The following is a 20,259-nucleotide window of genomic DNA, read 5'->3' as shown; positions in this document are numbered from 1 at the left end:
ATGCATATTGCGTTTCTAACCCCAGAATACCCTCATCGTGATATTTTGCACTCTGCAGGGATAGGCTCAAGTATTAAAAACTTGGCAACCTCTTTGCATAAGCATGGAAATGCGATAACAATTTTTATTTATGATCAGCCTGTACAAGAAATCATAAATGATAATGGAATCATAATTCATAGTATAAAAAAGAAAAGATATAAATTTTTCGGATGGTATTTATATCGAAAACACATTGAAAAATATTGTAACCAAATAATACGGCAAGAGAATATTACAATAATTGAAGCGCCAGACTGGACAGGAATTACGGCTTTCATGCATTTTAAAATCCCTTTAATAATTAGATTTCATGGGAGTGATGCTTATTTTTGTCATTTAGAAAACAGAAAACAAAAACTAAAAAATTTTTGGTTTGAAAAACTAGCAATAAATCAAGCAGATGCATTTATTGCGCCAACATCATTCGCAGGAGAAGTTTCAAAAAAACTTTTTAAGATAAAGAAAAAAGAAATCTTAACAATTCATAATGGTCTAGATCTTGAGAAATTTGAAAATAATTCTCCAGAAAAGTTCGCAAAAAATACAATTCTTTACATAGGAACTTTAATTAGAAAAAAAGGAGTTTTAGAACTGCCAGGAATTTTTAATAAAGTCCGTAATGATTTTTCGGATGCCAAATTGATTTTAATAGGAGGCGATGCATCAGATTTGAAAACCAAATCTAAATCGACTTGGGAGTTAATAAAGAACTTATTTACAAAAGATGATCTAAATTATGTAGATTATCTTGGAAAAATCCCATACAATGAAATTCAGGAGCATATAAAAAAAGCAAATGTATGTGTTTTTCCAACCTATGCAGAAACTTTCGGAATGGTAACAATAGAAGCAATGGCCATGCAGAAAGCTGTCGTTAATAGTACTATAGGCTGGTCTAAAGAATTGATTATTAATGAAGAAAGTGGTTTTTTGGTGCATCCTTCAGATCATCAGATGTATTCGGATAGAATAATTCAGTTGTTGCAAAATGATTTACTCTGTTTAGAAATAGGTAAGCAAGCCAGAGCTAGAGTTGAGGATAAATTTGATATATATACTTTGGCAAATGCAAACATCGAATTTTATCAAAAAATAATCAAAAAGTAGTATCATAAAAATTGAGTAGAGCGACTGTTTTGCTCAAATTAGTAATGAATAATTAAAAAGTAAATGAATTTTTCTTTAATTATCTGTACCTATATGCGTTCAGAGGCAGTGTTGAAATTATTGAAATCTGTTGAGAATCAAGTTCTATACCCAAATGAAATTTTAATTATTGATGGGTCATTGGATGATGAAACAAAGAATATGGTAGCTGATAATAATTTTAAGAATTTGCAATATTTTTTAGTTTCAGATGAGAATAGAGGATTAACAAAGCAACGCAATTTCGGAATTTCTAAGGTAAATATTCAAAGTGATATTGTATGTTTTCTGGATGATGATACTGTTTTAGAACCAGAGTATTTCTTTGAGATTATTAAAATATTTCAAAATAGATTTGATGTGGTAGGTGTTGGTGGTGTAGCTATAAATGAGAATAGGTGGCAGTTTCAAAATCCAGAAGTTGTTTATAATACTAAAAAATATTATTTGTTTGAAGGATATTTTTATCCTGAAGGTTTAAGGAATATTGTTCGTAATTATTTGAATCTTGCTTCCAATTTAGGCCCAGGAAGAATGCCGTCTTATTCTCATGGAAGGACTTGTGGATTTCCCCTAACAGGTAAGACTTATGAAGTAGATTTGTTAATAGGAATGTCAATGTCTTTCAGGAAAAATGTGCTTGAGAAAAATAAATTTTCAATTTTTTTTGATGGTTATGGTCTTTACGAAGATGCAGATTTTAGTTTGAGAGCCTTAAAATTTGGTAAAAATGTCATTAATACTAATGCCAAATTGTACCATTTGCATGATCCTGCAGGAAGACCAAATAAATATAAATACGGTAAAATGGTAGTGCGAAACGGTTGGTATGTTTGGAGAGTAAAAAATACTAATCCAAGTTTAAAGGATCATTTTAAATGGAATGCAATTACTTTTTTGTTAACGTTGATTAAATATAGTAACGCAATAACCAAACCTGATAAAGAAAGTGCATTTAAAGAAGCATGGGGAAGAACAATAGGATGGTGGAGTTTGTTGTTTAGTAAACCACAAATTTAAATTGTATGTACATCAAAAACTTGACAACGCTAATAGATTTAGTATTAAATTTCTTATGTAGACTGATGAGTATGAAAGAAGGGATGGCAAATAAAATTATCATTTATAAACGTAGAATGATAAAATTGAAAAGTTGATTAGGAATGGAAATTTGTATTAAATAAACAAAAAAAATGTCAATTAAATTAGAATTACCTTATTGGACTTCACATCATAACATGATAATTTATTCATTGCTATTTTATTGTGATGAAAATGAACATGATTTCGAGATTGTTTTTAATAAGAAACTCCCATCTAATGGCGCAATTCTGTATTTTAAAAATGAAACATTTTTTTTTGATTATTCAGACAATGTTGTTTTTATTGATGAGCCGATACGATATAATTACTATTTTAAGAGATCATTAGATTTTAGATGTAATACGAGAAATGTTTATCCTCTAAATTTTCAAGTAAATTATTCATATAAAGCATTAAATTTTTTAAAACGACTAAGTTTTAATGATTTGATAAACGCTAGTAATAGAATTGAGATATTTAGGTGTATGGATTACTTTAATATTTTTACCAATCTGTCACATAATGCTATGGATGCGCGATTTTTTCCAAAAAGAATAGAGGACAATAGTGGCAAAATAATTTTTCAGACAAGATTATGGAACCCAGAAAAGTCTTGTGATTTGGAAGAAAAGCAGAGAAGAGAAATTCAAAATGAATTTCGTATAGAAGCTTGTAGGATTATAAAAAATAATTTTAATAATGTTTCTGTGGGTATTTTTCCCGACAATCTTTCTCTAAAGACAGCACCAGACCTTTTATTGGATGTGAAAAAAACTTCAAAGAAAGAGTATTTTAAATCTTTGGGTAAAGCAGACATTGGTATTGCTGATGATGGACTAAAAGATACTCCTGGATGGAAAGTTGGTGAATACTTATTGTTTGGAAAAGCAGTTATTACAACTCCTTTAAATACCAAAGTAGAAAATTTTATTGAGCATCTAAATTATGAAAAATTATCTAGTCGTAATTCCTATAATGAATTACCTGAAAAAATTGAATACTTACTAAGTCAAAAAAGATACCTCGAACTAGCCCATAACAATTTAAAATGGAGTGAAATTTATTTACACCCCAGAAATTATATAAAGAGAATATTATCCATAGTAGAAGATCAAGTATTAACATAAATCAAATGAAATTCGCTATTATCACTCATGTTGTCCATATTAAAAAAGAGGGCAGGTATTTTGGATATTCACCATATGTGAAGGAAATGAATATTTGGTTAAAATACGTCGATAAATTATTTATTGTTGCGCCATTAGCATCTAACAAAGTTGTATCTGAAATTGACGATTTTTACGATTTTGAAGATATTGATTTTAAACAGATTCCTAATTTTAATATTACCAATTTACACAATATTGTAAAATCAATACTTGCATTTCCTGTAATTTTTTGGAAAATTTTCTGGGCAATGAAACGGTCGGATCATATTCATTTGCGTTGTCCAGGAAACGTTGGTTTAATTGGATGTTTAGTTCAAATTGTTTTTCCTAAAAAAAGCAAAACAGCTAAATATGCAGGTAATTGGGATCCTAAAAGTATCCAGCCATTTACATATCGTTTACAAAAATGGATTTTGAATAATACTTTCTTAACTCGAAATATGCAAGTTTTAGTTTACGGAGAGTGGGAGGAAATGAGCAAGAATATAAAACCTTTCTTTACTGCATCTTATTTTGAGAGTGAAAAAGTACCTTTAAAAAAAATGGACTTCAAAGATACCATTAATTTTGTTTTTGTTGGAACATTATCCTTTGGTAAAGATCCATTATATGCAATTCAGTTAGTTGAAGGTCTGCTTAAAAAAGGATATAATGTATCTTTGGACTTATATGGAGAAGGTCCAGAGCGTAAAGTTCTAGAAGATTATATCATTACAAATCGGTTACAAAATTATGTTATATTAAAAGGGAATCAAGACAGGAAAACTATTACCAAAGCTTTTCAATATAGTTATTTTGTTATTCTGCCTTCTAAAAGTGAAGGCTGGCCAAAAGTACTAGCCGAAGGAATGTTTTGGGGATGTGTCCCAATTGCAACTTCTATTTCTTGTGTCCCATTTATGCTTGAATATGGCGAAAGAGGTCTTTTATTAGAAAAAAAATTAGAAAGAGATATTCAGCAGTTGGAGGATATTTTGAATAGCACGGAGGATTTTCATTTAATGAGAGAAAAAGCATCAAACTGGTCGAGAAAATATACTTTAAATGTTTTTGAATCAGAAATAAAAAAGATAATAAACCAATAATGTATGAAGAGATTAGTTTACATACTCCTGTTTTTAGGTATTTTAACAATTTTAATTATAAATTATAGAACACCCTTCTTTCAAAATGATAGTGGAGGTTGGTCGATAGGATATGGTCAAGACAAGATTTATCCTCAAAATATAGATGTAAAAAAAAATAAAATTTATTCGATTGAAAAGTTAAAAGCAGAAAATGACAGTACATCGTTTCTTGCAGATCCTTTCTTTTTAAAAGAAAAAGATACTTTTTATTTGTTTTTTGAGCATCAGAAGACAAAAACAAATGCTGATGTAGGTTTATTGACTTCGACAGATGGGAAAAATTATCAATATAGAGGAACTGTATTAACTCAAAAATTTCATTTGTCTTACCCACAGGTTTTTAAGTATAAAAACAATTTTTATATGATTCCTGAAAGTAAGCAAGCTAACGCAGTTTTGTTGTATAAAGCGCAAAATTTTCCATTTAAGTGGAAAGTATGTGACACATTGCTGAATAATGTAAAATTAAAAGATCCTACAATTTATTTGTCTGATTCTTTAAATATTATGGTAGCCTCGGATGATAAATTAAATATGTTTGTTTACCAAGCGGATTCTCTCTTTGGTAAATGGAAGTTACATAAACGACCTATAGCTTTAATGGGAACTGAAGCAAGACCTGGAGGCCGTTTTTTTGCAGATAAGAAAGGTTTAATTTTACCAGTGCAAAATTGTACTAATGGATACGGGTTTGGTTTATCTTTATATCGTTTTTCTTTTAAAGGCGGAAACTATACAACAAAAAGAATTTCCCCTTATTTTTTAAAATCACATAAAGAAATTAAAGAATTTAGCGCAGGTATGCATCAGTTTGATATTCAAAAATTAGATGATAATAGCTACTATTATGTTTATGATGGTAATCGACTAAAGAGTCAATCAAAGAGTTTTAATATTGTTGGTCCATTAAAAGGGACTTGGATTGACTTAAAAAATTGGATTTTAAATTAATGAGAATTCTCCAAATTATCGATTCCCTCGATGCTGGGGGAGCAGAGCGAATGGCGGTAAGCTATGCGAATGCATTAGCAGAGGAAATTGAATTTTCAGGACTTATTGCCACACGCAAAGAGGGCCCGTTGCAAAAACAAATTAATCAATCTGTTTCGTATTTGTTTTTGAACAAAAAAAAGCAGTTGGATAGAAAAGCTTTTTGTAAATTACGTTCTTACGTAAAAAAAAATAGGGTTAGCCATCTTCACGCCCATAGCACTTCTTTTTTTTTAGCTTTTCTTTTGAAATTGACATTACCTTCTCTAAGAATTATTTGGCATGATCACTATGGCAATAATGAATTTTTGGCTGATCGGCCTCATTTTATTTTAAAGCTTAGTGCTTTTTTCTTCAACGGTATAATTGCTGTTAATCAAAATCTCAAAAATTGGTCAGAAACTAGATTAAAGGCCAAAAATGTAGTTTATTTTTCAAATTTCCCCTCAGAAGAAGTAAATATAGGGGTTCACACAATCTTAAACGGTATTGAAGGGAAAAGAATTATATCTTTGGCTAATTTAAGGCCTCAAAAGAATCACTTTTTGCTATTGAAAGTCGCGAAAAAACTAAAACAATCTCATTCTGATTGGAGTTTTCATCTAGTGGGAAAAGATTTTGAAGATCATTACTCAAGAGAGATTAAGGAAAAAATTGATGAATATGAATTACATGGTAATGTATTTCTATACGGATCAAGGGATGATGTTTCAAATATTTTAAATCAAGCTGATATCGCAATTTTGACATCTAAATCAGAAGGATTACCTGTTACCCTTTTGGAATATGGGCAGAATAGAATGGCAGTTGTGGTAACAGATGTAGGAGAAAACCATTCCATTGTAAAACATAGAATTAATGGGATGCTTGTTCCAAGCATGAATGGAGAACTTTTTTATGAGTCGCTAATCGAGTGTATTGAAAATGTAGAACTTCGTCTGTCTTTTGGAGAGAAGTTATCTGAAACTATTTCAAAAAACTTTTCTAAAAAAATAATTATAAAGAACTATTTAAATTGGCTTCAAGCAAGTTAAAATGAAAAAAGAGGATTCTTCGTATATTTTTCTACTCTTATGTCATGCTCTTTTAGGAGTGTTGATATTTGTATTGCCATCTATACCAAAACTTTATACCCTGCTAATATTTTTTTTTGGTTTTTACTACATCGTTAAAACTAAAAACAGAAATAATCAAGTTCTAGTTATTTCAGCATACATAGTTGGAGTGGAGGTTCTTTTAAGAATGACAAATGGAGGAACTCTGAATGAATTTGGGAAGTATTCGATGTTAATTTTTATGTTTCTTGGAATGGTTTATTCTGGATTTTCCAAAAATGGATTTTTGTATTGGATTTTTCTGTTATTGCTTGTTCCAAGTATCATTTTGTCAACAGTTTCCTTAAATTTTGACACAGATATGCGTAAAGCAATTGCTTTTAATATTTTAGGGCCAGTTTGTCTAGCAATTTCTTCAATATATTGTTATCAAAGAAAAATATCATTTGATAGGCTAAAAGAAATCATGACATCATTTGCTTTGCCATTAGTCACAATGGTAATTTATCTTTTTTTGTACACACCAAGTATAAGGGAAGTTATTAGGGGAACAGAATCGAATTTTAGTACATCAGGAGGATTTGGACCTAATCAAGTATCTACTGTACTAGGATTAGGAATGTTCGTTTTCTTTTTTAAAGTGCTCTTTGATTCCAAAAATAAGTTAATTAGATTGATTAATATAGGGTTTGTTTTTGTTTTTGCTTTTAGAGGAGTTATTACTTTTTCAAGAGGTGGAGTAATTACTGCAATTGTAATGATTTTAATTCTTACTATGGTACTGTATTTTCAAGCAAAGCCTAATGTTAAACCTAAAATAGGATTTATTATCTTGATGTTATTTTTAAGTGGATTGGGAGTTTGGGCATATAGTTCTTTTGAAACGAAGGGAATGATTAACAAACGTTATGCAAATGAAGATGCGTTTGGAAGGGAAAAAAAAAGTCGGTTAGGTGGAAGAGAAGTACTTATGGAAACGGAAATTCAAATGTTTTTAGATAACCCAATTTTTGGAGTGGGTGTTGGAAAGAATAAGGAGTTAAGAAGGGAGCAAACTGGTATTGATTTACCTACCCATAGTGAGATTACCCGAATGTTGGCAGAACATGGCTCAATTGGAATTATTGATTTATTGATTTTGATTTTTACTCCTTTATTTGTATTTATGAAAGATCGACAAAATATATTAGCATATTCTTTTTATATATTTTGGATTTTAACAATAAATCACGCAGCAATGAGGACAACCGCGCCTGCTTTTGTATATGCATTGTGCCTTCTTTCTGTTCAACTAAAAAGTCCTGAAAAAAGCGAAAACTCCATTAGTTAAATTCTTTTTTTATAATACATTTGCCTCAAGTTTAAGCCCCTAACAAACTGAAAAATAATGTTGTCAAAGTCTAGAATGCATTTCGAAATTTCGGAGAGGAAGATATTACTCCTTGCTTTTGATGCTGTTTTTATTTTATTTGCTTTATATCTATTAAGCGCGATATTTGATTATCATTATTTCGCTTTCGATTTGAATAGCTCGTACAGTATACTTTTATTCGTTAGCTATCTTTATGTTTTTGGCGTAATTTTCGAAATCTATAATTTGCAGGTAGCAAGTAATCATCTACAGATTTTGCAGAATGTCATTTTTACTGCTACTGCCACTGTTTTGGCTTATTTGTTTACGCCAGTTCTTTCTCCTGTATTACCCAAACAACGATTAATAATTGCAATATTTTATTTTACAATATTAATTACATTGCTTTTATGGCGTTTATTTTATTGTTATTTCCTAGCATCTCATCGATTTTCTCAAAATGTTGTCTTGATTTGTGATCAGAGAGAAGTTGAAGAATTAGTTTTAGGATTGGAAAATGTAGATCCGCATTATAAAATTATTGGATTTGTTAACTCTGATTCTATTACAGATGAAAATTTAGATTTTCATTATGTAAGTGAAATAAAAAAGGAAGCTTTAGAACGTTTCGTGTATACGCATAATGTTTCAGAGATTGTAATTGCTTCTCAGAAAACAGATGGTATTACACCCGATTTATATCAGCAATTACTTCATTTATTAGAATCTGGAAATAGTATACGTGAGTATACTCAAGTTTACGAAACCAAAACACAGCGAATTCCAGTTCATCATATAGAACGAGATTTTTATAGATTTTTTCCCTTTAGCAGAAGCAATAGCAATAAACTGTATTTGTTTTTCGTGCGTCTTATAGAACTTATGTTTTCTGTTCTAGGACTTTTAATCAGTTTAGTTTTTATTCCGATAATTTTTATTTGTAATTTTTTTGCAAATAAAGGGAGTCTTTTTTACACTCAGGAACGAGTAGGGAAAAATGGAGCTATTTTTAAGATCTATAAGTTTAGAACAATGACTGAAAACTCAGAGACAAATGGAGCCGTTTTTGCCGTTCATAATGATAAAAGAGTTACTCCTTTTGGTAAATTTATGCGGAAATCTAGAATTGATGAATTTCCTCAGTTTATTAATGTTTTAAAAGGAGATATGGGCGTAATTGGACCAAGACCTGAGCGACCATTTTTTGTTGAAGAAATTGCTGCTGTAATGCCTTTTTATGAAACCCGCCATGTAATTAAGCCAGGGCTTACGGGCTGGGCGCAGGTTAATTATTCGTATGGAGAATCAATAGACGAGAGCTTGGTTAAACTTCAGTATGATTTGTATTATATCAAGCACAGAAGTATATTTCTAGATCTGATTATTACTTTTAAAACCATTACCACAGTTTTATTTTACAGAGGTCAGTAAACTTTAGATTATAATCGGAATAGGTTTTTTGTTGCGAATTGCTGTTCGTACTAAAACCACCCCGCTTGTAATGATTAATGGTAAGGTGATAAAGAAATGTGCCTTGTTGATTAAAAACAAAAAGTAAATCACAAGCATTACAAAGTTGATCAACGAAAATCTATAAGTCCAAAGTTTGTTTTTGAAAATTGAAAACAAAACTAAAATCAATAAAAACGGACTAAAAAGCAGTACGTTATAATTCATCGCCAGTTCTTGGTGAAACGAATAAAATCCCATAATAACGAAGAATATTCCAATTAAAGATAGAATCAGAAAATAGATTTTATCGACTGTTTTGTTTTTGGCAAAAATTACAAAAAGCAAAATAAAAAGATACGTGTAAATGTTATTCCACCAAGATTTAGGTGTTTCTTTTGTAAACTCTAATAGTGTTTTGCTTTTAGCGGATAAAGGTCTGTTTTGGAAAGTAGTTTTGTCTAAACTGTTTTTTAATTCAAAAGGAAGAAAAATTCGAGTTCCCATTTGATCCACTTTAGTTCCAAAAATAATACTGGTACCTAACTGATCGTAAAAATGACCATCAAAGTATGGAAATAAGATAGAACGATAGGTTTTGTCTGTGTCTTCTTTTTTTACAATTACATTTCCGCCTAGAGTTTTATTCACTACATCAACAACCATTGAAGTACAGTTTTTATCGATGAATTTATAAGTGTAATAACGCTCTTCAGAATCTAAAACAGCATTTAATTGGTTGAATAGCTTTTGTTTTAAATCTTGAGAGATCAGTAATTCCTGCTCATAAATACTTCTTTTCTCGTAAGTGTATTCATTAAAAAAATCGGCAAACGAATGCACAGTTGCAAAATATTGCAAATCTCCTTTAGCAAACTTCAAAACAAAATTTGGGGTTCTAAAATCAAAAGTTCCGTAATTGTAAACAACGTCAAAATTGTTTACAGGATCTAAAACTCTAATTCCGGTATGTCCAAAATAAGAATAAGTTTCATTTCCAAGACCGCAAGTCAAAATGCTTATTTTTGCTTCTTTTGATAAAGCTAAACTTTGGCTGAAGCCAATGAAGCTTGATAAGAAGAATAAAATAAAAAGTGCTTTTTTGAAAATGACAGTTTTCATGATTTTAAAATTTTAATTGTTTTATGGTTTCTAAATTATCTAAAGATACCTAAATCTACTTTCAGCGAAAAAATATTAGAATACAATGCAGTGCTTTGGTTTCCTAAATCAGTCAGTGCATAATCAATTTGTATGCCTTTATATCTAAAGCCTAAACCAATATTAGGCTGAAAATTTACTTTTTCGGTATTATCCAACTGCATTACATTCTGAAAATTCCCTGCACCAGCTCTTACGAAAACCAAATCGGTATAACCAAACTCAAACCCTAGAGCTGGGTCTATACTTATAGCTTTTGATGAGATAATATCGTTTGTCTGTTCAAATCGCATATTTAAATTTGCAGAAGTTACAAGACTGCATTCATTATGAAAATCAAATCGTTTTGAAACTCCTAATTGCGCTTTTGGCAATGTAATTTCGGTGCTTTCTGGTAAAGTATTGTTTTCTCCTGGAATAGCGTTGGCAATTTTTTGATATTCTTCTTCATCAATATTCCAGACGTTGTAGGTTGTAGTGATGTCGCGAAGCATTAAACCAAACTTCCAGTCATTTCTTTCAAACTGAAGTCCGATATCAAATCCAAAACCCCACGAATTGGCAAATTTTCCAATTACTCTTCGAATTACTTTAGCATTTACTCCATATTGAAATCCGTCAACAGGCAGTTTACGAGCATAAGAAAAAGTAAAACCATAATCTGCAGTAGAGAAGAGGCTGATTCTATTGTAATCAATATTTCCTTGGTTATCGATTAATTGCGTCGTGTCCATGATGTCGTCTACTCCAAAACGAATCATCGAAATTCCCCACGCACTTCTGTCATCAATCGGACTTGCGTAACCTATATAATCGTACTGTGCAATATTGGCAAAATAACTAGCATGCATTAAAGCAATCTGATGATCTTCTAGATGTGTTAAACCTGCCGGATTCCAGTAAACTGCATTTACATCATTTGAAGAAGCAGTTACGGCACTTGCCATTCCAAGAGAAGCGGCATCAACTCCAATATTCATAAATTCATTCGAATATTTTCGAACGCTTTGTGCATATTGAAAAGTACAACTCCAAAATAATAAAAACACTAAATATTTCTTCAACTGATATGTTTTTGCAGATCGAGGCCTGTTTTAAATTTTCATCAAAAATATAATATTTTACTCATCTAATAAGTTCCTTTACTTAAATATTCCCAAAGTCGTACTTAGAAATAAAAAACTCTCAAAAAAACTCGTTTTTCATCGAGTTATTATGCTAAATTTGTTCTCTGCGATTATCAAAAATTAAAGCTATGAACATTAAAAAGCATATTCCAAATCTAATTACATTAATAAATCTTTTCTGCGGCTGTGTCGCAATAGTTTATGTTTCTCAGAACAATTATTTAATGGCTTTTTATATGGTTTGTTTGGGAATCTTTTTTGATTTCTTTGATGGCTTTTTTGCCAGATTATTTAAAGTGTCAAGTCCGCTTGGCTTACAGTTGGATTCTCTTGCAGATATGGTTACGAGCGGTGTAACTCCAGGATATGTTATGTATAGCATGTTTACTAATAGCGCTCACGAATTTGGAACACATCCAGCAATTCCGTTTTTAGGATTTATTATCACTTTAGGATCTTGCTATCGTTTGGCTAATTTTAATATCGATACTCGTCAGACTGATTCTTTCATCGGGCTGCCAACACCTGCGAACGCTTTGTTTATTTTAAGTCTTCCTTTAGTTATTTCATTTTCAGATTCTTTGATGGTTTTAGAAATCTTAACCAATCAATGGGTTTTGTTAATGATCACATTATGCAGTGCTTATATTTTAAATGCTGAAATTCCGTTGTTTGCTTTAAAAATTAAAAAATTCAGTTTGAAAGAAAATGCACTTCAAATTGTATTTTTGATTATTTCTGTATTAATGATTGTTTTCCTTCAATATATAGCGATTCCACTGATTATTGCTTTTTATGTATTACTGTCTATCATCAATAATCTTTTTTTGAAAAAGTAATTCTGTTTAATGGCAAGAAAAACGACTTATCGTAAAACATATTCAAGAAAACCAGTAGGAAGATCTTTTCTGAGTAGACTTTTTCGAGGACTTTTGCTGATTTTTTTCGGACTTTTATTCATTGCATTAATCTATCATTATCGCAAGGGACTTGCTTATTACTTAGGTTTTAAAACAGAAAAAGTTTTAGATGAAGATGAGGTAGACAAACATCTTTCTGATGTGCGAAATATTCGAGTTCTAGAAAATCATAAAGGAAAAGTAATTGGAATAGACGTATCTGAATTTCAAGGAAAAGTAGATTGGGAAGAAGTTGAAATCTTGGATGAAAAATATCCTGTCCAGTTTGTTTTTATTCGAGCAACTGCAGGAAATGATCGTGTAGACAGGCAATTCAAAAAAAACTGGGAAGGCGCAAAAGAGAATAAAATAATACGCGGTGCTTACCACTATTATCGTCCTAACGAAAATTCAATAGAGCAAGCTGATCTTTTTATCAAAACAGTAAAATTGCAGAAGGGAGATCTCCCGCCTGTTTTGGATATCGAAAAATTGCCTAAAAATCAATCTTTAGACAGTTTGAAAAAGGGATTAAAGCGTTGGCTCGTTAAAGTAGAAAAACATTATCAAGTTCGCCCAATAATTTATTCAGGAGAAAGATATTATTCTGATTTTTTAAAAGAAGAATTTGGAGATTATTTGTTCTGGATTGCCAATTACAACTTCTACAGAGAAAAAATTGAAGATGATTGGCTGTTTTGGCAGTTTACAGAAAAGGCTTCTTTACCAGGAATCAAGCATCGTGTTGATGTTAATATCTATAATGGTGATTTAGAACAATTGCATTTTATTACAGTGGAGTAAAAGTGTCTTAGCGTTTAGTCTCTAGGATAAAAAAAAGTTTTTTAGCGATCAGTTTGAAACTGAATACTGCTTACTTTTTAAGAACTGATTACTAAAAATCTGAACACTGAATACTACTTTTTTAAAGTTATTTCGATAAAACCAAAATAACAATTATTACAAAAGGCAATAAAAGCATTACGGAATATGGATTGGCAAAATTTACTGTATAGCCCATCCATTGAATCTTTTTGGGAGGAAGTAATCTTTTGTCTTTCGGATTATAGTAAAAGCTATTGAAGAAATACCAATTCTTTGGGTCTTTATGCCAATTATCGTAATCTTCCTGAGTTGGTTTTTCTGATTTCATTAGGATAGTATTTAGTGTTCAGTTATTTGCCAAAAAAATCAGTTTCTTAATTTCAGTTCAAAACTGAATACTAAAAAACTGATTCATAATTATTTTAATGAACTGATCATTAAAAAACTGAACACTGAATACTTTTTTTAAAATTCCAATTTCTTTTTACGAAGCTCAAAGTTTTGTCCAAGATAAACGCGACGAACCATTTCGTCTTCTACCAGTTCTTCTGGAACTCCAGCTTTAAGAATTCCTCCTTCAAACATTAAATATGTTTTATCGGTAATTGCTAGAGTTTCTTGAACGTTGTGATCAGTAATTAAGATTCCGATGTTTTTATTTTTTAATTGTGCTACAATTCGCTGAATATCTTCAACCGCAACAGGGTCAACTCCAGCAAAAGGCTCATCCAGTAAAATAAATTTTGGATCGGTAGCCAATGCGCGAGCGATTTCTGTACGACGACGCTCACCTCCAGAAAGTAAATCGCCTCGGTTGGTACGAATATGTTCTAAACTGAATTCCTCAATTAAACTTTCCATTTTGGCAATTTGCTCTTCTTTAGAAAGTTTAGTTAATTGTAAAACGCTCAAGATATTGTCTTCAATGCTTAATTTTCTAAAAACAGAAGCTTCTTGTGCCAAATAACCAATTCCCTGTTGAGCACGTTTATACATCGGATAGTCGGTAATATTTAAATCATCTAGAAAAATATTTCCTTGATTTGGTTTTACCAATCCTACAATCATATAGAAAGACGTTGTTTTTCCAGCTCCATTTGGCCCCAAAAGCCCTACGATTTCTCCTTGATTTACTTCAACAGAAATTCCTTTTACAACGCTTCGTCCTTTATAGGTTTTGATTAAATTATCGGCTCTTAGCTTCATTTGTTTAATGTGAAAATTAGATAATTTGAAAATGAGATAATTTTTTTTAAAAAACTAAATCAGGATCAATTTTATAATTTGATTTGAAAGGCAAAATAAGTGTAAAATATTCAATAGAATGAATCAATTAACAAATTATTGCGTTTTCAAAATTTAGAACTTGTATTTCAAAATTAAATAATTAGCGCATTTCAAGAGAAATTATCTAATTATCAAATTGACACATTTTCTAATTATTTGCCTTGCTCTTCAAGCGCTTCCCAGAATTCGTAAGCTCTTCTTAAATGAGGAACTACAATTGTTCCTCCAACAAGAGTGGCAATTCCCATTGCTTCCATCATTTCTTCTTTAGAAACACCTTCTTTATAGCTAGTTTCTAAATGGTATTTTACACAGTCGTCACATCTTAAAACTGCTGATGCTACCAAACCTAAAAGCTCTTTTGTTTTTACATCAAGAGCACCTTCTGCATACGCATTGGTGTCAAGATTAAAAATTCGCTTTACAATTTTGTTGTTGTCAGCAAGCAGTTTTTCGTTCATTTTAGAACGATAGTCGTTAAATTCTTGAACTATATCAGACATTTTCTTCTTTTAATTTATTTTTATAGACAATCTTCGAAATTAGAATACTAACCTCATAAATAAGCAACATCGGAATTGCAACAATAGTCTGGCTCACAACATCTGGTGGCGTTACGATTGCAGCAATAATTAAAATAATTACGACGGCATATTTCCAATATTTTCTTAAGAATTGAGGAGTTACTAATCCTAATTTTGTTAAGAAATAAATAGCAATTGGAAGTTCAAAAAAGATGGCACTTCCAAGAATACTTGTTTTAACCATTCCCATATAAGATTCTAATGTAAACTGGTTTTTTACCACATCACTGATAGAGAAAGTAGCAACGAAGTTTACCGACATAGGAATTACAACAAAGTATCCAAATAATACTCCTAAGAAGAAAAGTAAGGAAGATACGAAGATGAATAGTTTCGCATTTTTTCTTTCTTTCTCATAAAGTGCAGGGCTGATAAACTTCCAAATTTCCCATAAAATATAAGGGAAGCTTAAGATGAAACCTGCCAAAAGACACATCCAGACAAAAATATTTACCTGGCCTTCCATTTCAGTATTTTGAATAATGAAGTTCAGTTCTGTAATACAGATGCTGTCTGCAAATCCTAATGAATGAGATAAGTCGCAAAACCAAACATACGTAAAGAATGTTGGTCTAATTGGACCTAAAATAATTTGATCAAATAAATAATCACTAATAAAATAAGTAACAATTGCCATGATAATTGTTGCAAGTGTACTTCTAACCAATAACCATCTTAGTTCTTCAAGATGATCCAAAAATGACATTTCGCCAAGATTTTTCTTTGCCATTATACGATTCCTTCTTTTAAAATGTCATGTAAATGTAAAACTCCTTTATATTCTCCGTTATCCGCAACGATCAATTGTGTAATCGAAAAGTCTTCTAAGATGTTTAATGCATCGATAGCCATAGTTTCAGACGAAACTACTTTTGGATTTTTAGACATAATATCCCTTGCAGTTAAGTTGGCAATACTATCTACGTCATTTAGCATTCTTCGGATGTCTCCATCAGTAATAATTCCAACAATTTTATGGTCTTCAATTACTGCAGTAACTCCTAATCTTTTTTCAGAGATTTCAAAAATTGCTTTTTTGATAGAAGTTTCTGGAGTGACAGCTGGTTTTAATGAATGCTCGATCATGTCTTTTACACGAAGCAGTAATTTTTTTCCTAAAGCGCCTCCTGGATGATAAACCGCAAAATCTTCTGGTTTAAAATCACGCATTTCCATTAAGCAAACTGCTAAAGCATCACCCATTACAAGCTGTGCTGTTGTGCTATTTGTAGGAGCTAAATTGATAGGGCAAGCTTCTGTGTCAACAGTTGTATTTAAAACTATATCAGAGCCTTTTGCCAAAAATGAAGTTGTATTTCCTGTAATGGCAATCAAAGTGTTTCCGAATCTTTTTAATAAAGGAACTAGGACTTTAATTTCTGGACTGTTCCCGCTTTTAGAAATGCAGATAATGACGTCATCATTTTGGATCATTCCTAAATCACCGTGAATAGCTTCTGCTGCATGCAAAAACATGGAAGGAGTTCCAGTTGAGTTAAAAGTAGCCACCATTTTTTGTGCAATGATCGCGCTTTTTCCAATTCCTGTAACGATCAAACGACCTTTAGATTCGTATATACGTTGGACAGCTTCGTAAAAATTTTCGTCCAAAAAATCAATTAGTTTTGTAATTGCTTCACTTTCAGAGAGTATTGTTTTCTTGGCAATCGCCAATATATTTTCTTTTGTGATCAAAACAGAATATTTAAAATTTGTATGTATAAAAGAAAGTTGTATCTTTATGTGTTGCAAATTTATACAAAATACAGTTAATATAGAGAATGAATTCAAATGAAATTGAAATACATAAAGAATTAAAGAAGTATTTCGGCTTTAGCCAATTTAAAGGCTTGCAGGAGCAAGTCATTACGAGTATTTTAGACGAGAAGAATACGTTCGTAATAATGCCGACTGGCGGAGGAAAGTCTCTTTGTTATCAACTGCCAGCTTTAATTCAAGAAGGAACAGCAATTGTTGTTTCTCCTTTAATTGCTTTGATGAAAAATCAGGTTGATGCAATTCGAAGCCTTTCGTCTGAAAATGGAATTGCACATGTATTAAACTCCTCTCTAACCAAAACAGAAATTGCTCAGGTTAAAAAAGATATTACGTCTGGATTGACCAAACTTTTGTATGTCGCCCCCGAATCATTAACAAAAGAAGAATACGTAGCCTTTTTACAAAGTGTTCCTATTTCTTTTGTTGCTATCGATGAAGCGCACTGTATCTCAGAATGGGGACATGACTTTAGACCAGAGTATAGAAATCTGAGAAATATAATAAAGCAGCTGGGTAAAGTTCCAATTATTGGACTTACCGCAACTGCAACGCCAAAGGTTCAGGAAGATATTCTGAAAAACCTTGATATGGCCGATGCAAATACTTTTAAAGCATCGTTTAATAGACCGAACTTGTACTATGAAGTTCGTACAAAAACAAAAAACATCGAGTCGGATATTATTCGATTTATCAAACAGCATAAAGGCAAATCTGGAATTATTTACTGCTTAAGCCGTAAAAAAGTAGAATCGATTGCCGAAGTTTTACAAGTAAACGGAATCAGTGCTGTTCCTTATCACGCAGGTTTAGATGCCAAAACCCGGGCCAAACATCAGGATATGTTCTTGATGGAAGATGTTGATGTCGTTGTGGCAACAATTGCATTCGGAATGGGAATTGATAAACCAGACGTTCGTTTTGTAATTCACCATGATATTCCAAAATCATTAGAAAGCTACTATCAGGAAACGGGTCGTGCAGGTCGTGATGGTGGAGAAGGACATTGTCTGGCGTACTACTCTTATAAAGATGTAGAAAAGCTGGAAAAATTTATGTCTGGAAAACCAGTTGCTGAACAAGAGATTGGTTTTGCACTTTTGCAGGAAGTTGTGGCTTACGCCGAAACTTCAATGTCACGTAGAAAATTCTTGCTTCATTATTTCGGTGAAGAATTTGACAGCGAAACAGGCGAAGGAGCCGATATGGATGATAACGTTCGTAATCCAAAACATAAAGTTGAAGCCAAAGAACAAGTGGTTAAATTGCTGGAAATTGTTCGCGATACCAAACATATTTATAAATCAAAAGAAATTGTATTTACTTTAATTGGCCGTATTAATGCGGTTATTAAAGCGCATAAAACAGATACACAGCCTTATTTTGGTTCGGGTTCAGACCACGATGAAAAATATTGGATGGCATTGCTAAGACAAGTTTTGGTTTCTGGTTATTTGTCTAAAGACATTGAAACGTATGGAGTAATCAAAATCACAAAAGCTGGTTTAGATTTTATTAAAAAGCCAGTTTCGTTTATGATGTCTGAAGATCATGAATATACTGAAGCCGATGATGAAACTATTGTAACAGGAGGCAAATCTTCTGGAACTGCAGACGAAGTTCTAACCGGAATGCTTCGTGAACTTCGTAAAAAAGTAGCCAAAAAATTGGGAGTTCCTCCGTTTGTGGTTTTCCAAGATCCTTCAATCGAAGATATGGCTTTAAAATATCCGATAACAATACAGGAATTATATAATATTCATGGTGTTGGTGAAGGAAAAGCAAAAAAATACGGAAGCGAATTTGTTGCTTTAATCAGCCGTTATGTTGAGGATAACGATATTATTCGCCCAGACGATTTAGTGGTTAAATCTACAGGAGTAAATTCTGCCAACAAATTATATATTATCCAAAATATTGATAGAAAGCTTTCATTAAATGATATCGCTTCCGCGAAAGGACTTACGATGGATGCCTTGATCAAAGAAATGGAACAAATTGTTTATTCTGGAACAAAATTAAACATCAAATATTGGTTAGATGATATTTTAGATGATGACCAGCAGGAAGAAATCCATGATTACTTCATGGAATCAGAATCTGATAAAATCGAAGATGCACTAAAAGAATTTGATGGCGACTACGATATCGATGAACTTCGTTTAATGCGTATTAAATTTATAAGTGAAGTAGCTAATTAGATATAAGTTAAAAGTGAGATGTGAAATGTGTTCTTTGATACACAAACATCTCACTTTTTTCATTTTACATCTTACTCAGAATAAATTTCTCCTCGGTGCGGTTTCAAAGCATCTCTTACCTGAATCATATTTTCATCTGTTACCACCATGAAAGCTATGGCGTACATTTCGTCTATGATTTTAAATCCAGTAATATTTAGAGGTAATTTTTCTATTGTAATATATTCTTTCAAATGAATTTCGTGATGCTCTGCTGTTTTTGCAGAAGCTGGTCCACGGAAATCCCAGATTAGTTTTATTTTTCGTGACATTTTTTTTAAAGGTGCAAAGGTTCTGAGTAGCAAAGGTACAAAGTCTCTTTTGAAAATTGATTTTTATCTTTTTGTCAATTGTCAGTTCGAGCGGAGTCGAGAACCAGGTATGTATTTCAAATTCGCTTAATGTGATAAAACGGGATTTGGAATGGGATAAAATTTACAATTGATAATATCTCATTTCAAAGTACTATTTTTGCAGAATATTTTCGGTTTCTCAAATCATAAAAAAATAATTATAAATGGAGGATAATTCAGTTTCAGAAGAGTTGTTTTTAAGTGAAGCAGCAAAATTGCATTTACAGAAAGCAGGAAAATGGGTTTATGTAATATCTAGTATTGGATTGTTAATTATTGCTTTTTTTATTCTTCGTTTACTTTATGATTATATGTCGTTATCTAGTTGGGATGATGTTCCAACAGGAGGAGGGGTTGGTTATGCAATGATTATGTGGATATTGCCTATTTATATCTTAACCTTTTTGATAATTTTTTTTCCACTTTATTACTTATATAAATTTTCTTTAAATGTCAAAATAGCATTTAGAGATGATGATTCAGAAGCATTAGAAATTTCGTTTAGATATTTAAAAATGCATTATATGGCTTTAGGAATTGGAATGCTGGCATATGTTGTCGTGTATTTTTTAATGTCTAAATTCTTTTAATAATA

20 protein-coding genes are annotated in these 20,259 nt (G+C 31.5%); 12 read left to right on the top strand and 8 right to left on the bottom strand.

All coding sequences use genetic code 11. The annotated features are described in order from the left end of the window. The 8 genes from OZP10_RS05700 to OZP10_RS05665 all read left to right on the top strand — a co-directional run bounded on the left by OZP10_RS05700 (position 1) and on the right by OZP10_RS05665 (position 9,394). Positions 1–1,149: a glycosyltransferase family 4 protein gene (locus tag OZP10_RS05700; protein ID WP_281633867.1), complete on the top strand. Its 1,149-nt coding sequence runs from the start codon at positions 1–3 to the stop codon at positions 1,147–1,149. Positions 1,150–1,212: 63 nt separating this feature from the next. Next, positions 1,213–2,208, top strand: a complete 996-nt coding sequence (locus OZP10_RS05695; protein ID WP_281633866.1) for a glycosyltransferase family 2 protein — start codon at positions 1,213–1,215, stop codon at positions 2,206–2,208. A 173-nt stretch (positions 2,209–2,381) separates the two neighbouring features. Beyond that, positions 2,382–3,398, top strand: coding sequence for a hypothetical protein (locus tag OZP10_RS05690; RefSeq protein WP_281633865.1), 1,017 nt, complete (start codon positions 2,382–2,384; stop codon positions 3,396–3,398). A 5-nt stretch (positions 3,399–3,403) separates the two neighbouring features. Continuing rightward, complete coding sequence (locus OZP10_RS05685) at positions 3,404–4,525, top strand: glycosyltransferase family 4 protein (RefSeq protein WP_281633864.1); 1,122 nt, start codon at positions 3,404–3,406, stop codon at positions 4,523–4,525. A gap of 3 nt (positions 4,526–4,528) precedes the next feature. Then, positions 4,529–5,518, top strand: a complete 990-nt coding sequence (locus OZP10_RS05680; protein WP_281633863.1) for a glucosamine inositolphosphorylceramide transferase family protein — start codon at positions 4,529–4,531, stop codon at positions 5,516–5,518. Further along, positions 5,503–6,591 (top strand): glycosyltransferase, encoded by a 1,089-nt coding sequence (locus tag OZP10_RS05675; RefSeq protein ID WP_281633862.1) that lies wholly within the window; start codon positions 5,503–5,505, stop codon positions 6,589–6,591. Before OZP10_RS05680 ends, OZP10_RS05675 begins: the two co-directional genes overlap by 16 nt. A 1-nt stretch (position 6,592) precedes the next feature. Further along, positions 6,593–7,942 carry an O-antigen ligase family protein gene (locus OZP10_RS05670; protein WP_281633861.1) on the top strand — a complete coding sequence of 450 codons (1,350 nt, stop codon included), beginning with the start codon at positions 6,593–6,595 and terminating at the stop codon, positions 7,940–7,942. Positions 7,943–7,999: 57 nt separating this feature from the next. Further along, positions 8,000–9,394 (top strand): sugar transferase, encoded by a 1,395-nt coding sequence (locus tag OZP10_RS05665; protein WP_281633860.1) that lies wholly within the window; start codon positions 8,000–8,002, stop codon positions 9,392–9,394. A 3-nt stretch (positions 9,395–9,397) separates the two neighbouring features. Here the strand turns inward: OZP10_RS05665 and OZP10_RS05660 are convergent, their stop codons facing one another. After that, positions 9,398–10,534: a lipoprotein N-acyltransferase Lnb domain-containing protein gene (locus OZP10_RS05660; protein ID WP_281633859.1), complete on the bottom strand. Its 1,137-nt coding sequence runs from the start codon at positions 10,532–10,534 to the stop codon at positions 9,398–9,400. A 35-nt stretch (positions 10,535–10,569) separates the two neighbouring features. After that, positions 10,570–11,637 carry a putative type IX sorting system protein PorV2 gene (locus OZP10_RS05655; protein ID WP_489886151.1) on the bottom strand — a complete coding sequence of 356 codons (1,068 nt, stop codon included), beginning with the start codon at positions 11,635–11,637 and terminating at the stop codon, positions 10,570–10,572. Between the two features lie 191 nt (positions 11,638–11,828). Between OZP10_RS05655 and OZP10_RS05650 the strand changes: the two genes are divergently transcribed. Both OZP10_RS05650 and OZP10_RS05645 read left to right on the top strand, forming a co-directional pair. Then, entirely contained in the window at positions 11,829–12,539 is a 711-nt protein-coding gene (locus tag OZP10_RS05650; protein WP_281633858.1) for a CDP-alcohol phosphatidyltransferase family protein, read from the top strand. A gap of 9 nt (positions 12,540–12,548) precedes the next feature. After that, on the top strand, positions 12,549–13,403 hold the full coding sequence (locus OZP10_RS05645; protein WP_281633857.1) for a glycoside hydrolase family 25 protein: 855 nt from the start codon (positions 12,549–12,551) through the stop codon (positions 13,401–13,403). 127 nt (positions 13,404–13,530) lie between these two features. Here OZP10_RS05645 and OZP10_RS05640 read toward each other — a convergent pair whose 3' ends face one another. The 5 genes from OZP10_RS05640 to OZP10_RS05620 all read right to left on the bottom strand — a co-directional run bounded on the left by OZP10_RS05640 (position 13,531) and on the right by OZP10_RS05620 (position 16,990). Beyond that, entirely contained in the window at positions 13,531–13,752 is a 222-nt protein-coding gene (locus tag OZP10_RS05640; protein ID WP_281633856.1) for a DUF5808 domain-containing protein, read from the bottom strand. A gap of 137 nt (positions 13,753–13,889) precedes the next feature. Then, positions 13,890–14,630: an LPS export ABC transporter ATP-binding protein gene (gene lptB / locus OZP10_RS05635; protein WP_111379889.1), complete on the bottom strand. Its 741-nt coding sequence runs from the start codon at positions 14,628–14,630 to the stop codon at positions 13,890–13,892. 233 nt (positions 14,631–14,863) lie between these two features. After that, positions 14,864–15,214: a carboxymuconolactone decarboxylase family protein gene (locus OZP10_RS05630; RefSeq protein ID WP_111379891.1), complete on the bottom strand. Its 351-nt coding sequence runs from the start codon at positions 15,212–15,214 to the stop codon at positions 14,864–14,866. Continuing rightward, entirely contained in the window at positions 15,207–16,025 is an 819-nt protein-coding gene (tatC, locus tag OZP10_RS05625; protein WP_177212108.1) for a twin-arginine translocase subunit TatC, read from the bottom strand. The genes OZP10_RS05630 and tatC overlap by 8 nt, the downstream gene beginning before the upstream one ends. Beyond that, entirely contained in the window at positions 16,025–16,990 is a 966-nt protein-coding gene (locus tag OZP10_RS05620) for a KpsF/GutQ family sugar-phosphate isomerase (RefSeq protein ID WP_281633855.1), read from the bottom strand. The genes tatC and OZP10_RS05620 overlap by 1 nt, the downstream gene beginning before the upstream one ends. Before the next feature lie 86 nt (positions 16,991–17,076). Between OZP10_RS05620 and recQ the strand changes: the two genes are divergently transcribed. Continuing rightward, positions 17,077–19,272 carry a DNA helicase RecQ gene (gene recQ / locus OZP10_RS05615; protein WP_177212110.1) on the top strand — a complete coding sequence of 732 codons (2,196 nt, stop codon included), beginning with the start codon at positions 17,077–17,079 and terminating at the stop codon, positions 19,270–19,272. Between the two features lie 71 nt (positions 19,273–19,343). On the opposite strand, the gene OZP10_RS05610 is transcribed toward recQ, so the two are convergent. Then, positions 19,344–19,583 carry a hypothetical protein gene (locus OZP10_RS05610; protein ID WP_281633854.1) on the bottom strand — a complete coding sequence of 80 codons (240 nt, stop codon included), beginning with the start codon at positions 19,581–19,583 and terminating at the stop codon, positions 19,344–19,346. A 245-nt stretch (positions 19,584–19,828) separates the two neighbouring features. On the opposite strand from OZP10_RS05610, the gene OZP10_RS05605 reads away from it, so the two are divergent. Next, the gene (locus OZP10_RS05605) at positions 19,829–20,254 is read left to right on the top strand and encodes a hypothetical protein (RefSeq protein ID WP_281633853.1); all 426 of its coding nucleotides are present in this window, start codon (positions 19,829–19,831) and stop codon (positions 20,252–20,254) included. Positions 20,255–20,259 lie beyond the last annotated feature (5 nt).

It is taken from the genome of Flavobacterium luteolum (assembly GCF_027111275.1).
In the GTDB taxonomy this organism is placed as follows: domain Bacteria; phylum Bacteroidota; class Bacteroidia; order Flavobacteriales; family Flavobacteriaceae; genus Flavobacterium; species Flavobacterium luteolum.
This window is presented reverse-complemented; position numbering and strand designations above follow the sequence as displayed.

Coding starts and splice junctions, on each gene's coding strand:
- OZP10_RS05700 (WP_281633867.1), top strand. CDS start 1: ATGCATATTGCGTTTCTAACCCCAGAATACCCTCATCGTGATATTTTG.
- OZP10_RS05695 (WP_281633866.1), top strand. CDS start 1,213: ATGAATTTTTCTTTAATTATCTGTACCTATATGCGTTCAGAGGCAGTG.
- OZP10_RS05690 (WP_281633865.1), top strand. CDS start 2,382: ATGTCAATTAAATTAGAATTACCTTATTGGACTTCACATCATAACATG.
- OZP10_RS05685 (WP_281633864.1), top strand. CDS start 3,404: ATGAAATTCGCTATTATCACTCATGTTGTCCATATTAAAAAAGAGGGC.
- OZP10_RS05680 (WP_281633863.1), top strand. CDS start 4,529: ATGAAGAGATTAGTTTACATACTCCTGTTTTTAGGTATTTTAACAATT.
- OZP10_RS05670 (WP_281633861.1), top strand. CDS start 6,593: ATGAAAAAAGAGGATTCTTCGTATATTTTTCTACTCTTATGTCATGCT.
- OZP10_RS05665 (WP_281633860.1), top strand. CDS start 8,000: ATGTTGTCAAAGTCTAGAATGCATTTCGAAATTTCGGAGAGGAAGATA.
- OZP10_RS05660 (WP_281633859.1), bottom strand. CDS start 10,534: ATGAAAACTGTCATTTTCAAAAAAGCACTTTTTATTTTATTCTTCTTA.
- OZP10_RS05650 (WP_281633858.1), top strand. CDS start 11,829: ATGAACATTAAAAAGCATATTCCAAATCTAATTACATTAATAAATCTT.
- OZP10_RS05645 (WP_281633857.1), top strand. CDS start 12,549: ATGGCAAGAAAAACGACTTATCGTAAAACATATTCAAGAAAACCAGTA.
- OZP10_RS05640 (WP_281633856.1), bottom strand. CDS start 13,752: ATGAAATCAGAAAAACCAACTCAGGAAGATTACGATAATTGGCATAAA.
- lptB (WP_111379889.1), bottom strand. CDS start 14,630: ATGAAGCTAAGAGCCGATAATTTAATCAAAACCTATAAAGGACGAAGC.
- OZP10_RS05630 (WP_111379891.1), bottom strand. CDS start 15,214: ATGTCTGATATAGTTCAAGAATTTAACGACTATCGTTCTAAAATGAAC.
- tatC (WP_177212108.1), bottom strand. CDS start 16,025: ATGGCAAAGAAAAATCTTGGCGAAATGTCATTTTTGGATCATCTTGAA.
- recQ (WP_177212110.1), top strand. CDS start 17,077: ATGAATTCAAATGAAATTGAAATACATAAAGAATTAAAGAAGTATTTC.
- OZP10_RS05610 (WP_281633854.1), bottom strand. CDS start 19,583: ATGTCACGAAAAATAAAACTAATCTGGGATTTCCGTGGACCAGCTTCT.
- OZP10_RS05605 (WP_281633853.1), top strand. CDS start 19,829: ATGGAGGATAATTCAGTTTCAGAAGAGTTGTTTTTAAGTGAAGCAGCA.